Genomic DNA, 14777 nt, shown 5'->3' with positions numbered 1-14777 from the left:
AACTTGCTGTTTAAACTCATCTTAAATGCAATTTACAGGTCCGAAATCTCCTGCGAGGTTGCTCAAGAACTCGACTGACACAATCAGTTAACATTCTGACGATTTCAAGGATAAAGCCCTGTTAACTGCTGTGTTAACACTAATAACATCTCGATACGGCCTGCACAAGCCTTACAGAATGATGTGGATAAATTAACGGCAATACGGGCAGTAAAGGAGGGGTTTTAGCAAAAAAATAGCTAAGTTTATTAGAAGAAATGAAGGCTTGGATTCAAAAGAAGTCTGAGAAGGGAGTTTACGCCACATTAGGGTGCAAATGCTCTTATTTACACCATTAGCTGCACTATATTAATGCATTTGATTATAAGCAGACGTAATAATTATCACGAAATCACGTTTATGATCTCGTGATAATTTGGCTGCGTATTGATTAGAGAAGGCCGGGGAAAATAGCTTTAATTCCTGTCACAATAAATTCGATGCCCAAAGACATCAGTAACAACCCCATGATTCGGGTAATCACGTTGATGCCCGTCTGCCCCAGTAAACGAACCAACAGCGGTGCCGCACGGAACAGAAGCCAGCAACAAAAGGCAAAGAAGATGATCGCCAGCGTAAGACCCAGCAGATTCTGCCAGCCGTTATAGCGGGAACTCCAGACAATCGTAGAACTGATTGCCCCGGGCCCTGCCATCAAGGGTAATGCCAAAGGCACTACACCGACATTTTCACGGATCGCAGTTTCCGACTTCTCTTGTTTGTTCTGCTTATCTTCACCGAGCTTGCCGCTGATCATCGACATCGCAATGGTCACAACCAGAATGCCGCCTGCGATGCGGAATGAATCAATGGAAATCCCAAACAGATGCAGAATGGCATCGCCGAGGAACAACGCTGTCGACAATATAATGGCGACGGATAAGTTAGCCGTCATGTTGGTCTTATTACGACCGGCGGCAGCCTGATAGCTGGTCATACTAATGAAGACAGGCAGGATCCCTACCGGGTTAACCAGCGCGAACAACCCGACGAAAAATTTGATATAGCCTGAAAAATCTAATAAAGATTGGCTCACGCAGAACTCCGCACAAATTGCCAGTAGATGAAGGTCTTGATGGGGCGCTAATGTACTGGAATTGCAAAGATGGCGCCACGTCGTTTCGTGGTATTTATCACCAGAATTTCATTAAAAAGCAGTGAATGACACTTTTGTTAAAAAAGTGTAATATTACTGCCTCAAAAAGCCGTTAAGTTGTAGATAGTTCCCACTTTTTTGATAATCATTCTTATTAACCCCCAGCTGAAAGGAGTCAGCATTGGTGTTTAGTGATCCAGATCAAATTCCCTCTGCCTACAAATAGGTAAGCTTTGCGCATAGTCACTCACCGGTACTTGCGAACACTCTCTGAGATAAACGTTCACAAAATGGCGCGGAATGACAATTTATCTACTCTGGGTGCTACACGACTGAAAGCTCTTTGAGCAAATAAAGAGACAGAGATAACACATTGAGAACAGTAGTAATAATTACTTTCTCACAGTGGAGGATAGCAAGGCTATACTCATCTCTGGCAGGTTATTTACTAAAAGAGTTTAACTTTATCAGGAGAGCATTATGGCTGTAACAAATGTCGCTGAACTGAACGCACTCGTTGCCCGAGTGAAAAAGGCACAACGTGAATACGCCAACTTCAGTCAAGAACAAGTAGATAAGATCTTCGCCGCCGCCGCCCTGGCTGCTGCTGATGCTCGAATTCTGCTGGCAAAACTTGCTGTTGAAGAATCCGGTATGGGTATCGTCGAAGACAAAGTGATCAAAAACCACTTCGCCTCTGAATATATCTACAACGCTTATAAAGATGAAAAAACCTGTGGCATCCTCGGTCAGGATGACACCTTCGGTACCATCACTATCGCAGAGCCAATCGGCCTCATCTGCGGTATCGTACCGACAACTAACCCAACTTCTACCGCGATTTTCAAAGCGCTGATCAGCCTGAAAACACGTAACGGTATCATCTTCTCTCCACACCCACGTGCTAAAAACGCAACCAACAAAGCCGCAGATATCGTTCTGCAAGCCGCTATCGCTGCGGGTGCGCCAAAAGACATCATTGGCTGGATTGATGAACCAAGCGTAGAGCTGTCCAATCAGTTAATGCATCACCCGGATCTGAACCTGATCCTGGCAACCGGTGGCCCGGGCATGGTGAAAGCCGCTTACAGCTCCGGTAAACCCGCGATTGGCGTTGGTGCCGGTAATACCCCGGTTGTCGTTGATGAAACCGCTGATATCAAACGTGTTGTCGCTTCCGTTCTGATGTCTAAAACCTTCGATAACGGTGTTATCTGTGCGTCTGAACAGTCCATCATCGTGGTTGATTCTGTTTATAACGCAGTGCGTGAACGTTTCTCTTCTCACGGCGGCTACCTGCTGCAGGGTAAAGAGTTGAAAGCCGTTTCCGACATCATTCTTAAAAACGGTGGCCTGAACGCGGCAATCGTAGGCCAGCCAGCCGCGAAAATCGCTGAAATGGCCGGCATCAAAGTGCCAGCTCATACTAAAGTGTTAATCGGTGAAGTCAGCGTTGTTGACGAATCAGAACCGTTTGCACACGAAAAACTGTCCCCTACCCTTGCGATGTACCGTGCGAAAGATTTCGAAGATGCGGTAGCAAAAGCAGAAAAACTGGTAGAAATGGGCGGTATCGGCCACACCTCTTGTCTGTATACAGACCAGGACAACCAACCAGAACGTGTTAATTATTTTGGCAACAAAATGAAAACCGCACGTATTCTGATCAACACCCCGGCTTCACAGGGTGGTATCGGTGACCTGTATAACTTCAAACTTGCCCCTTCTCTGACGCTGGGCTGCGGTTCATGGGGTGGTAACTCCATCTCTGAAAACGTCGGTCCAAAACACTTGATCAACAAGAAAACTGTAGCGAAGCGAGCAGAAAACATGTTGTGGCATAAACTTCCAAAATCTATTTACTTCCGTCGTGGCTCACTGCCAATCGCACTGGAAGAAGTGGCGACTGACGGAGCGAAACGCGCCTTCATCGTTACTGACCGCTACTTATTCAATAACGGCTATGCAGACCAAATCACCAGCGTTCTGAAAGGTCACGGTATTGAAACTGAAGTCTTCTTCGAAGTAGAAGCGGATCCAACGCTGAGTATCGTTCGTAAAGGTGCTGAGCAGATGAACTCTTTCAAACCAGACGTGATTATCGCGCTGGGTGGTGGTTCACCGATGGATGCCGCTAAAATCATGTGGGTTCTGTACGAACATCCAGATACTCAGTTTGAAGATTTGGCGCTGCGCTTTATGGATATCCGTAAACGTATCTACAAATTCCCGAAAATGGGTGTGAAAGCGAAAATGATCGCCGTCACTACCACTTCCGGTACCGGTTCTGAAGTCACTCCGTTTGCAGTAGTGACAGATGACGCAACAGGTCAGAAATATCCACTGGCTGACTACGCGCTCACCCCAGATATGGCTATCGTTGATGCCAACCTGGTGATGAACATGCCGAAATCACTCTGTGCGTTCGGTGGTCTGGATGCGGTGACTCACGCACTGGAAGCTTACGTTTCCGTTCTGGCGAATGAATATTCTGATGGTCAGGCTCTGCAGGCGCTGAAATTACTGAAAGAAAACCTGCCAGCCAGCTACCACGAAGGTTCTAAAAACCCGGTTGCTCGTGAACGTGTGCACAATGCGGCCACTATCGCCGGTATCGCGTTTGCGAACGCCTTCCTGGGTGTGTGTCACTCAATGGCCCATAAACTGGGTTCCGAGTTCCACATTCCACACGGTCTGGCTAACGCCATGCTGATTTCAAACGTTATCCGTTACAACGCGAACGATAACCCAACTAAACAGACTGCTTTCAGTCAGTATGACCGCCCACAAGCGCGTCGTCGTTACGCAGAAATCGCTGACCATTTAGGTCTGGGCGCTCCTGGTGACCGTACTGCACAGAAAATCCAAAAACTGTTGAACTGGTTAGACGAAATCAAAGCGGATCTGGGTATTCCAACTTCAATCCGTGAAGCCGGTGTGCAGGAAGCTGACTTCCTGGCGAAAGTAGACAAACTGTCTGAAGATGCGTTTGATGACCAGTGTACCGGTGCTAACCCACGTTACCCGCTGATCGCCGAACTGAAACAGATTCTGATGGATACTTACTACGGTCGTGAGTACAACGAAGATGTTGCTGATGAAGTTGCCATTGCAGCTCCGGCACCTAAAGCTGAAAAGAAAACCAGCAAAAAATAATCTGCTGAGATTCCCGTAAGCAAAAAACCCGCCAAATGGCGGGTTTTTTTATTGTGCTATCAGGAGCGTCACTCGACGTTTTAATGACACTCTTCAATCTGGTACAGATTTGCTACCGCTCACAGGCCCGGCTGACTTAGCGTGTCTTTGTATCGTCAAGGGGAGCTATCGCGGCCATGGCTTCTTTATAATGCTTGCGACAAACGGACACATAGCTCTCATCCCCGCCAATGACCACCTGTGCGCCATCGTGAAGCGCGTTACCCTTCTCATCCATGCGGAGGTTGCGGTTGGCCTTACGGCCGCAGTGACAGATGGTTTTAAGCTCGACCAGCTTATCCGCCCATGCCAGCAGGTACTCGCTGCCTTCAAAAAGCTCCCCACGGAAATCTGTCCGCAATCCGTAACACAGAACCGGCACATCAAGGTCGTCCACGACGTCTGTAAGCTGCGACACCTGCGCCTTGGTAAGAAACTGACACTCATCTATCAAAACGCAATTCAGGCGCTGTGAGCCGCTGTCCTGTGCGATCAAATTAAAGAGATCGGTTTCTTTATTGTAAAGTTCCGCAGGCGATGACAACCCGATACGAGAACTGACCTTACCGACGCCAAACCGGTGATCTAACTCCGCCGTTAAGACCAGCGTACGCATGCCACGTTCTTGATAATTATATGAAGACTGCAACAGAGATGTCGATTTACCGGCGTTCATCGCCGAGTAATAAAAATAAAGTTGAGCCATTAAGCGGCGACCCCGTTAAGTATTGGATGGCGGAATTTTTCGGCACGGATTGTACCATAGCCCCTGCCGGCTGATAACATCGCGTCACCGATCCCAATAAGATCCACGAATAACGCTTTATGACTTTTCAAAAAACACAGAAACTTACAAACAGAAATTATAAAACCCGCCAATCATAATGCGTTATCTGAACACCTTATTACCTTATCTGACCGGTATTTATATGTAATACCTTATGCGTACGCTGGTTTGTCTATACATAGCGGATCCGATCAGCGGAGTCTTAAAAATTCGGTAAAAATCCTATAGGCTGTAGCATTAATGCCCTGATTTGCCATATCCTTACAATAGATGCTGACGTAAATGTTTTATTTGTGCGAAGTCTCGCAAAGTTATACAACGCATCTTGCGGCACGCGAATACACCTGAAGAATGTATTGAAAATTAGCTTATATGCCCCAGATAAATAGTGTGTTCCGGCTCAACTATATTTTTACACTGTTATCAATATTTGCTTTAAATGCGTAAATTAGAGTCAGGTGTTCAAATTGGCTATTGCAGAATAGAGAAGAGCAATCTATTATTAACCAAACGCCCCCCACCATATAATTTGAGACTAGTATAATGAGCGAAGCATTAAAGATTCTGAACAACATCCGTACTCTGCGCGCACAAGCAAGAGAATGCACTCTCGAAACTCTGGAAGAGATGCTGGAGAAATTAGAAGTTGTTGTTAACGAACGTCGCGAAGAAGATTCTCAGGCAGCTGCTGAAATTGAAGAGCGTACACGTAAACTGCAACAATACCGTGAAATGCTGATTGCTGATGGCATTGATCCTAACGAATTGCTGCAAACAATGGCTGCTACCAAATCTGCTGGTAAAGCTAAGCGTGCTGCACGCCCTGCGAAATACAAATATATCGACGAGAACGGCGAAAACAAAACCTGGACTGGCCAGGGTCGTACTCCAGCTGTGATCAAGAAAGCAATTGAAGAGCAAGGCAAATCACTGGACGATTTCCTGCTGTAATTGCCCTTATTGACCTCAGTGTTATTAATGCTAAAACCCATCCTTGTGATGGGTTTTTTGTTATGTATTTAGGTTGATGCATTTCGGGTAGCAACAAAAATCAAAAACAAACCAGGTTAAACAACCATAAGATTTAACTGAATTATTTCTGATAAATAAAAAAGGCTGCCTGGGCAGCCTTTTGTTATTAGTTCATGTCAGACCTGGTAAAAATCGCGGTACCAGTCAACAAAGTTCTGCACGCCCTGCTCAACCGTCGTTTCCGGCTTAAAGTGGATAGCCTCATACAGCGGCTGTGTATCCGCACTGGTTTCATGCACGTCACCAGGCTGCATAGGCAGCATATTCTTTTCAGCCTCAATCCCAAGGGCCTTCTCAAGCGCGCTGATATAGGCCGTCAGCTTCACCGGATGGTTATTACCGATGTTATAGACACTATAAGGCGCTGAACTGCTGGCAGGAGAACCTTCTTCTACCGTCCAGTCCTGCTGCGCTTGTGGAATGACATCCTGCAGGCGAACAATGGATTCGGCAATATCATCGATATATGTGAAGTCCCGGCGCATTTCGCCGTGGTTATAAACATCAATACTCTGACCGGCGATCATTGCTTTGGTAAACTTAAACAGCGCCATATCAGGACGCCCCCACGGACCGTAAACAGTAAAGAAACGTAATCCGGTGGTTGGCAGGCGATAAAGATGCGAATAAGTATGAGCCATTAATTCATTGGCTTTTTTCGTCGCAGCATACAATGACACGGGATGATCAACCGAATCATCCGTTGAGAAGGGTTGCTTCTTGTTCAGACCATAAACTGAGCTGGAAGACGCATAAAGCAAATGACCGACTTTATTATGACGGCACCCTTCCAGCACATTAACAAATCCTATGAGGTTAGAATCTGCATAAGCTAAAGGATTCTCAATGGAATACCGGACACCGGCCTGCGCAGCCAAATGAATAACACGATCAAAACGCTGTGCCGCAAACAATGCCGCCATACCCTCACGATCGGCTAAATCCAGCTTGATAAACTCAAAGCCGTCTTTATTTTCCAGTTGTGACAGACGTGCGAGTTTCAGATTGACGTCATAATAGTCATTGAGATTATCCATCCCGACAACGGTATGGCCTGCCGAAAGCAAACGTTGTGACACATAAAAACCAATAAACCCTGCAGCGCCGGTAACCAGATATTTCATGAATTCTCCTTACAGAACCGGATTAACTGATGCACCACGGCCAATCCCGTAGTAAGTGAACCCGCGTTTTTCTAAACGTTCAGGATCGAATAAATTACGACCATCAAAGATGACCGGTTCTTTTAATGCATTTTTGATGACATCGAAATCAGGCGCGCGGAAATTCTGCCATTCCGTACAAATAATCAGCGCATCGGCGTTTTGCAATGCGGATTCTTTGGTTCCCATCAGTTCGAGATCTTCACGATGACCGTAAATTCGCTGAGTTTCATTCATGGCTTCCGGATCGTAGGCTTTGATTTTCGCGCCCGCGGCCCAAAGTTGTTCCATTAAAACGCGGCTGGAAGCTTCACGCATATCATCGGTATTCGGCTTAAAGGACAGCCCCCAAAGTGCGAAGGTTTTACCCTGCAGATCCTGACCGAAGTGGCGCTGAATGAAAGTCGGTAATTTATATTTCTGCTGATAATTCACCTGTTCCACAGCCTGTAATAATTTTGGCTGATAACCAATATGTTCTGCCGTGCGGATCAAAGCCTGCACGTCTTTTGGGAAACAGGAACCGCCGTAACCGCAGCCAGGATAGATAAAGTGATAACCGATACGGGAATCAGAACCGATCCCCTGACGTACTTTCTCGATATCCGCACCCAGCATTTCAGCCAGATTAGACATCTCATTCATAAAGCTGATTTTGGTGGCCAGCATGCAGTTAGCAGCGTATTTGGTCAGCTCAGCACTGCGAATGTCCATCAGGATCATACGGTCATGATTGCGGTTGAAGGGCTCGTACAGTTCACGGATAGGGTCGATGGCGTCAGGATTGTCGGTACCGATAACAATACGCTCCGGGCGCATGCAGTCGGCAACAGCGGCCCCCTCTTTCAGGAACTCCGGATTTGACACCACGTTGAAATCGATGTCTACGCCGCGCTGTTTCAGCACTTCGGTCATCACGGCACGAACTTTATCTGCCGTGCCGACAGGAACGGTTGACTTATCAATCACCACTTTTGTGTCGGTCATATGTTCAGCAATAGTCCGCGCTACAGCGGTAACATATTTCAGGTCGGCGGAGCCATCTTCATCCGGCGGCGTGCCCACAGCAATAAACTGAACGGTGGCATGCGCCACGCCTTCGGCCGCATCTGTGCTGAACATCAGACGCCCGGCTTCATAATTCTGTTTTACCAGCGGCGTTAAACCCGGTTCGAAAATGGGGATCTGACCATTTTTCAGGTTCTCCACTTTGTTCGCATCAACATCGATGCACAAAACTTCATGCCCGACTTCAGCAAGAACCGCCGCCTGAACAAGTCCGACGTAACCGATACCAAAAACTGTTACTTTCATCAGCGAATTCCTATTATTTATTTTTTAACAAACATTTTTAGACAACGTTAATTAGACGGCTAAATTTCTGGGCGCATTATACCAGTTTCACACGTAAGTGCCTCTGCAATGGCATATTTTGCATAAGATAGGTCTTAGAATAATGTGATGAATCATGAATATGAAAAGTCGTGCGGAAGAAATGCTCAATACTATTAAGGCATTATTCTACTTGCTGAGAAATATGCTCACTCAGTAGACAACATTAATCTCAGACGTCCACCCGATCCCCACACCTGGCACTGCCACGCGTCGCAGCGCTGGCTTATCTGGTTGGAATAGGTGGCGCCTGTCGTGCCCAACGGCACGCCGTTGCTGAGCTGGATGGTATTGGTCCCGGTATTGACGTTGGCGTGTAATCCCGCAGACACCAGAATCAGGTTTTTTTGCTCGGCATGATAATAACCGAGCAGAAGAGGAAACTGCCCTTTCAGATTGGCTTGTTTAAATAAGTGATTCACCTGCTTGAGCAGCGTCGACATCTGCGGCAACCGCTGATGCTGATCGCTCAGATGCTCACGCAGCAGGCTGTTGAAAATAGCGCGCAGCAACAGTGCCGCCAGCACCCCATTTTCATTCGCACGGGTGACGTCAAGGCAATAGAAACCAAGATCTTTAGACGACAGCGCCGCGATGTCCAGCACCAGCCCCGGATGGTCGGTGGTGGTCAGTTGCCGGTAATTAATGCGGCAGTGAGCAAGGGTTTGTTGAACAGGTGGCTGCAACTCTTTCAGCAAGCGCTGCGCTTCATTCGGATTCCGGCACAGGGCTTCCCAGTCCTGAACCAGTGAACTCTCTTCCATCGCCTGCGAAGAAAACAGTTTCGGATACAGGCAGGTGAGCAAGGCTTCGCGCAAGCGCTGGAGATCGCCGATGGGCTTGAGCAATACATCTTCCACACCGAGGCGCAGCATCGTTGCCACGTCAGTCATTTTATCGGTGGCTGAAATCACCAGAACAGGAATTTTATTTCCCTGCAATCGCAGGTTCTCAACGAATTCAATGCCGCCCATTTCGGGCATCGCCAAATCGCAAAGGATTAAATCAGGAGGGAAATCTTCGATCAGAGAGAGTGCCTGAAGACCGTTTTCCGCTTCCGTGAAGGTAGCGCCGAGAGAACTCACATAACCCGCGAGCACAGATCGGAAAACGGCTTCGTCTTCTACGATAAGTATGTGCTTGCTTGTAAGTGGTTTATCCATCACGACCCCCGGATTTTCTTATTCTAATAGTGGCTCATAAAGCCTGATTTTGCTTGTCAGAATTATCAGATTCCGTCAATGCGCACGTTAAGCCACTCAGAACGGTTTGTTTTTTATCAAGGGTAACAATTGCTCACGTTGCTTTTCTACAGCGAGACGCCCCGCCTCGATCGCCTCCGCAGCGCGATGGAAATCCAGTGTGGAAATTTGCGGACAATAGGGCTGAATCACCACATCCGGCGGATCCCCCGCCATGCGGTTACGCTTGAGGCGGTTCTCCAGTACCTGAATGGACGTCGACATGATTTCCATGGCTGAAGGGCTGACGTTCGGCTTACGGGCATTCGGGCGGGTCAGACGCTGGCGAAGTCTGTCCCGCCAGCTCAGCTCTTTCTCCAGACTGTGTTCATCGCCGGTCGGCTGTACCGTGAGCAGATCCTGCTGCATCAGATGGGCGTCGTGCTGCAAATCTACTGCGATGACGATATCTGCCCCCAGCGCACGGGTCAGCGATACCGGCACCGGATTGACCACCGCCCCATCCACCAGCCAGTAACCGTTGTGCCAGACCGGAGCCAGCAGGCCGGGCATACTACAGGAAGCACGCACCGCTTCGTGCAAATCCCCTTTCGTCAGCCACAGTTCACGCCCGGTACTCAGGTTGGTCGCCACAGCCCCAAATTTTTTCGAACATTCTTCGAACTCGCTGACGCGGATAATCTGGCCGACCGCATTAAACACCCGCTCGCCGCGCAACAGTCCACCGCGCTTCCATGAAAAATCCATCAGCCGCAGCACGTCCCAGTAACTAAAAGATCGCACCCAACTTTCCATTGCCGGCAATCTGTTGCTGACATACGCCGCACCCACCAGCGCGCCAACCGAACAGCCGGCGACCACATCCACCTCAATATCCATGTCTTTCAGGGCATTAATCACGCCAATATGCGCCCAGCCTTTTGCTGCTCCCGAGCCAAGGGCCAGACCGATCGTGACTTTTCTACTCATTTGAAAACCTTAATGCCAACTGTGGATAAAAGTGAACCGGGAAGCGCGTTGCCACACGGCGAGGATGTTAGGTAACATAACACTTTGACGCATTCAATAGCGCAACCTGCTTGTAACATATGTAATACAGGCTGAATCAGGAGTTTACGTGTCCCTACTTTGCCCTTGCGGCAGCAACATTTTGTTCGACGAATGCTGCCAGCCTTACATCGACGAGACAAAACCGGCGCCCAACCCCGCCGCGCTGATGCGTTCGCGCTACACCGCGTACACATTGAAAAATGCGAGTTATCTGATCGCCACCTGGCACCCGGATTGTCACGCAGAGCACTGGCGCGAAAGTTTGCAGGACGGGTTTGCGACCACGCAATGGCTTGGATTGCAGGTGTTAAACCAGCACGAAGGCCGTGATCAGGACGAAGGTTTTGTGGAGTTCGCCGCACGCTTTACCGAAACCGGTCAGGAACAAATCCATCTTATTCATGAACGTTCGCGATTTCTTCGTTTGAAAGATCGCTGGTACTATATAGATGGAATCAAACCGCAGACAGGCCGCAATGATGCCTGCCCTTGCGGTTCGGGTAAAAAATATAAGAAGTGCTGCGGTAAATAATTGACCGCATTATGACTACCAGTCTTGGACAGGATCCACACCCTCATGCCGCAACAGAACGTACAAACCAAGGTATTACGCACCATTTGCCCTGATGCAAAAGGTCTGATCGCCAAAATCACTAACATTTGCTACAAGCACGAACTCAATATCGTGCAGAACAATGAATTCGTGGATCACCGCACCGGACGCTTCTTCATGCGTACCGAGCTGGAAGGGATCTTCAACGACACCACACTGCTTGCCGATCTCGACAGCGCGCTGCCGGCGGGTTCGGTGCGTGAGTTAAACAGCACAGGCCGTCGCCGTATCGTCATTCTGGTGACCAAAGAGGCCCATTGCCTGGGTGATCTGTTGATGAAAGCCGTTTACGGTGGACTGGATGTTGAGATCGCAGCCGTTATCGGTAACCACGACACGCTGCAATCGCTGGTTGAACGCTTTGACATTCCGTTCCATCTGGTCAGCCACGAAGGCCTGACCCGCGAACAGCATGACAGCGCGATGATTGCCCAGATCGATCAGTACCAGCCTGATTACGTCGTACTGGCGAAATACATGCGCGTGCTGACACCGGGTTTTGTGCAGCATTATCCGCATCAGGTTATCAATATTCACCACTCGTTCCTGCCTGCCTTTATCGGCGCACGCCCTTACCATCAGGCGTACGAGCGCGGCGTTAAACTGATTGGTGCCACCGCGCATTACGTCAACGACAGTTTAGACGAAGGCCCGATCATCATGCAGGACGTGATTAACGTCGATCACACCTACACCGCCGAAGATATGATGCGCGCCGGTCGTGACGTTGAAAAAAATGTGCTCAGCCGTGCGCTTTATCGCGTTCTGGCGCAGCGCGTTTTTGTTTACGGAAACCGCACGGTTATTCTGTAAATGCTGTTCTGACGATGCTTTTCGCACAGAGAAGCATCGTTAAGAACAAAAAAACCGCAATCGAACTTTTTTATCGCTTTCAGCACTTTACACATCCGTTTCATTTGGTATTATGCGCCCCGTTCGCAGCGTTAACCGCTGTAACGTGAAATCATCCATGTAGCACATGATGATTTATGGCTAAGAAGTACGTAGTAAAAATCCACAAAAAATTGTGGTGGGGTTCCCGAGCGGCCAAAGGGAGCAGACTGTAAATCTGCCGTCATCGACTTCGAAGGTTCGAATCCTTCCCCCACCACCATCTTCCAGTAGTTCTCCTTACCTCCCCAAAAAAACAAAAACCAAATAAAGCTCAGATCGGGAAGGATAGAGAATCTTCGACCCGAAGGTTCGAGCCGAGCGAAGCGAGACAGCGTTGCGCAGCAACGACCCGCAGGGCGAGGCCAGAGGCCGGGTAATCCTTCCCCCACCACCATCTTCCCGTAGTTCTCGTTACCTCCCACAAAAAACAAAAATCAAATAAAGCTCAGATCGGTAAGGATAGAGAATCTTCGACCCGAAGGTTCGAGCCAATCAAACCTGAACAAAATGCCCTGCCGAGACTTCCTGATACTGCCTTTGCGGTGGAATATAACCGTTATCGCGCACCGGACTTTTCAGCTCGTCCACCTGCATTTGTCGTTTGAGCATTCTGCGCGACGGATCCGGCACCGGCACTGACGCCATCAGTTTTCGCGTATACGGATGCTGCGGATTATCGAATATCGCCGCACGCGGGCCGATCTCGACAATTTCCCCCAGATACATCACCGCCACGCGATGACTCACCCGCTCAACCACGGCCATGTCATGCGAAATAAACAGATAAGACAGATTCATACTTTCCTGCAAATCGAGCAGCAAATTCACTACCTGCGCTTTCACAGAGACATCCAGGGCGGAAACGGATTCATCGGCCACAATCACTTTTGGATCCAGCGTCAGCGCGCGCGCAATACAAATCCGCTGGCGCTGCCCGCCGGAAAACTCATGGGGAAAACGCCGCAGCATGTCCGGCGACAACCCGACTTTTTGCAGCAACGACGCGGCTTTCTCTTTTGCATCGCTGCGGTTATGCAGTTTGTGTTGCAGCATCGGTTCAATCAGCGCGTCGCCAATCCGCATACGCGGATTGAGGCTGGCAAACGGATCCTGAAAAATCATCTGGATGCGCTGACGCATCTGTAAAATGTCGCGCTTGCCCAGATTCATGACATCGAAACCGTCGAAATCAATCGCCCCGCTGTGTGGTTTCAGCAGGCGCGTGACTGCGCGGCCGGTGGTGGATTTGCCGCAGCCGGATTCACCGACCAGCGACAGCGTTTCGCCCTGAAATAAATCAAAGCTGATGTTCTCCACCGCATGAACCGCCCCCACCTGACGACTGAAAATACCGCCATACACCGGGAACCTTGCGCTGAGATTTTTCACCGAAAGCAACGGCGTTGCCCCGGCATCAACCGTGCCAGCCACTTCCTTTGGCACGCTCGCCTCACCGGTTTGCAGATTAATTTGCGGGAAGCGCAACGGCCAGCCACGCCCCTGCATTGATCCGAGTTTCGGCACCGCCGCCAGCAACGCGCGGGTATAAGGATGTTGCGGGCGATGAAAAATATCCTCCGTCGCCCCGCTTTCTACCGCCTCACCGCGGTACATCACCAGCGTGCGGTCCGCGATTTCCGCCACCACGCCCATATCGTGCGTGATGAACAACACCGCCATCCCTTCCTCTTCCTGCAAGGTTTTAATCAGATCCAGAATCTGTCCCTGAATGGTCACATCCAGCGCCGTGGTCGGTTCATCAGCGATCAGCAATTTCGGTTTCAGCGCCAGCGCCATGGCAATCATCACGCGCTGACGCATACCGCCGGAAAACTGATGCGGATACTCGTCAAAACGCGCTTTGGCATTCGGAATACGGACTTTCTCCAGCAGCTTCAGGGTTTCGGCGCGCGCCTGCGCGGAGGACATCCCACGGTGCCGCTTCAGGCTTTCCGCAATCTGCCTGCCGATGCTGAATGTCGGATTGAGCGACGTCATCGGTTCCTGAAAAATCATCGCCATTTCATTGCCGCGAATATCGCGCATCTGCTTATCGGAAAGCGCCAGCAAACTGCGCTGATTCAGCCAGACTTCGCCCTCAATCTTACTGCCCTGCGCCTTAAGTAAACGCATCACCGACAGCGACGTGACACTTTTCCCCGAACCGGATTCCCCGACAATTGCCAGCGTTTCACCGGGATACACATCAAAAGACAAATCCCGCACCACAGGCAGCCAGTCATCATCACCGCGAAAAGAGGTGGTGAGATGTTTCACGCTCAGCACAGGCTGACGATTTTCCGGTTCGCTCATC

At 49.4% G+C, this 14777-nt stretch carries 11 protein-coding genes, 1 tRNA gene and 1 other RNA gene; 6 read left to right on the top strand and 7 right to left on the bottom strand.

All coding sequences use genetic code 11. From position 1 onward, the window contains the following. Window positions 1-430: 430 nt before the first annotated feature. Window positions 431-1075: a YchE family NAAT transporter gene (locus ABSH60_RS18655; protein ID WP_056780794.1), complete on the bottom strand. Its 645-nt coding sequence runs from the start codon at window positions 1073-1075 to the stop codon at window positions 431-433. 540 nt (window positions 1076-1615) lie between these two features. On the opposite strand from ABSH60_RS18655, the gene adhE reads away from it, so the two are divergent. Beyond that, entirely contained in the window at window positions 1616-4291 is a 2676-nt protein-coding gene (gene adhE / locus ABSH60_RS18650) for a bifunctional acetaldehyde-CoA/alcohol dehydrogenase (protein ID WP_056780797.1), read from the top strand. A gap of 136 nt (window positions 4292-4427) precedes the next feature. Here the strand turns inward: adhE and ABSH60_RS18645 are convergent, their stop codons facing one another. Then, window positions 4428-5036 carry a thymidine kinase gene (locus ABSH60_RS18645; protein WP_217204058.1) on the bottom strand — a complete coding sequence of 203 codons (609 nt, stop codon included), beginning with the start codon at window positions 5034-5036 and terminating at the stop codon, window positions 4428-4430. A gap of 624 nt (window positions 5037-5660) precedes the next feature. Between ABSH60_RS18645 and hns the strand changes: the two genes are divergently transcribed. Beyond that, window positions 5661-6068 (top strand): histone-like nucleoid-structuring protein H-NS, encoded by a 408-nt coding sequence (gene hns, locus ABSH60_RS18640; protein ID WP_056780802.1) that lies wholly within the window; start codon window positions 5661-5663, stop codon window positions 6066-6068. 197 nt (window positions 6069-6265) lie between these two features. Here the strand turns inward: hns and ABSH60_RS18635 are convergent, their stop codons facing one another. From ABSH60_RS18635 to rssA, 4 genes are all read right to left on the bottom strand, one after another. Further along, a complete protein-coding gene (locus ABSH60_RS18635; protein ID WP_136376130.1) occupies window positions 6266-7273 on the bottom strand; it encodes an NAD-dependent epimerase in 1008 nt (335 codons plus the stop codon). A gap of 9 nt (window positions 7274-7282) precedes the next feature. Beyond that, window positions 7283-8626, bottom strand: coding sequence for a UDP-glucose/GDP-mannose dehydrogenase family protein (locus tag ABSH60_RS18630; protein WP_056780807.1), 1344 nt, complete (start codon window positions 8624-8626; stop codon window positions 7283-7285). Between the two features lie 227 nt (window positions 8627-8853). Next, window positions 8854-9867, bottom strand: coding sequence for a two-component system response regulator RssB (gene rssB / locus ABSH60_RS18625; RefSeq protein ID WP_056780810.1), 1014 nt, complete (start codon window positions 9865-9867; stop codon window positions 8854-8856). 96 nt (window positions 9868-9963) lie between these two features. Further along, window positions 9964-10875 carry a patatin-like phospholipase RssA gene (gene rssA / locus ABSH60_RS18620; protein ID WP_056780813.1) on the bottom strand — a complete coding sequence of 304 codons (912 nt, stop codon included), beginning with the start codon at window positions 10873-10875 and terminating at the stop codon, window positions 9964-9966. Between the two features lie 148 nt (window positions 10876-11023). Here rssA and ABSH60_RS18615 point away from each other — a divergent pair, with 148 nt between their 5' ends. From ABSH60_RS18615 to ABSH60_RS18600, 4 genes are all read left to right on the top strand, one after another. Then, window positions 11024-11488: a YchJ family protein gene (locus ABSH60_RS18615; RefSeq protein WP_390975237.1), complete on the top strand. Its 465-nt coding sequence runs from the start codon at window positions 11024-11026 to the stop codon at window positions 11486-11488. A 45-nt stretch (window positions 11489-11533) separates the two neighbouring features. Further along, window positions 11534-12382, top strand: coding sequence for a formyltetrahydrofolate deformylase (gene purU, locus ABSH60_RS18610; protein WP_056780822.1), 849 nt, complete (start codon window positions 11534-11536; stop codon window positions 12380-12382). 216 nt (window positions 12383-12598) lie between these two features. Continuing rightward, a tRNA-Tyr gene (locus ABSH60_RS18605) sits at window positions 12599-12683 on the top strand. Window positions 12684-12727: 44 nt separating this feature from the next. Continuing rightward, window positions 12728-12857, top strand: a non-coding RNA gene (locus tag ABSH60_RS18600) — RtT sRNA. Between the two features lie 98 nt (window positions 12858-12955). Here the strand turns inward: ABSH60_RS18600 and ABSH60_RS18595 are convergent. Beyond that, window positions 12956-14776 carry an ABC transporter ATP-binding protein gene (locus tag ABSH60_RS18595; protein WP_056780826.1) on the bottom strand — a complete coding sequence of 607 codons (1821 nt, stop codon included), beginning with the start codon at window positions 14774-14776 and terminating at the stop codon, window positions 12956-12958. Window position 14777 lies beyond the last annotated feature (1 nt).

It is taken from the genome of Rahnella sp. R3(2024), from assembly GCF_042920125.1.
Lineage (GTDB): Bacteria > Pseudomonadota > Gammaproteobacteria > Enterobacterales > Enterobacteriaceae > Rahnella > Rahnella rivi.
This window is presented reverse-complemented; position numbering and strand designations above follow the sequence as displayed.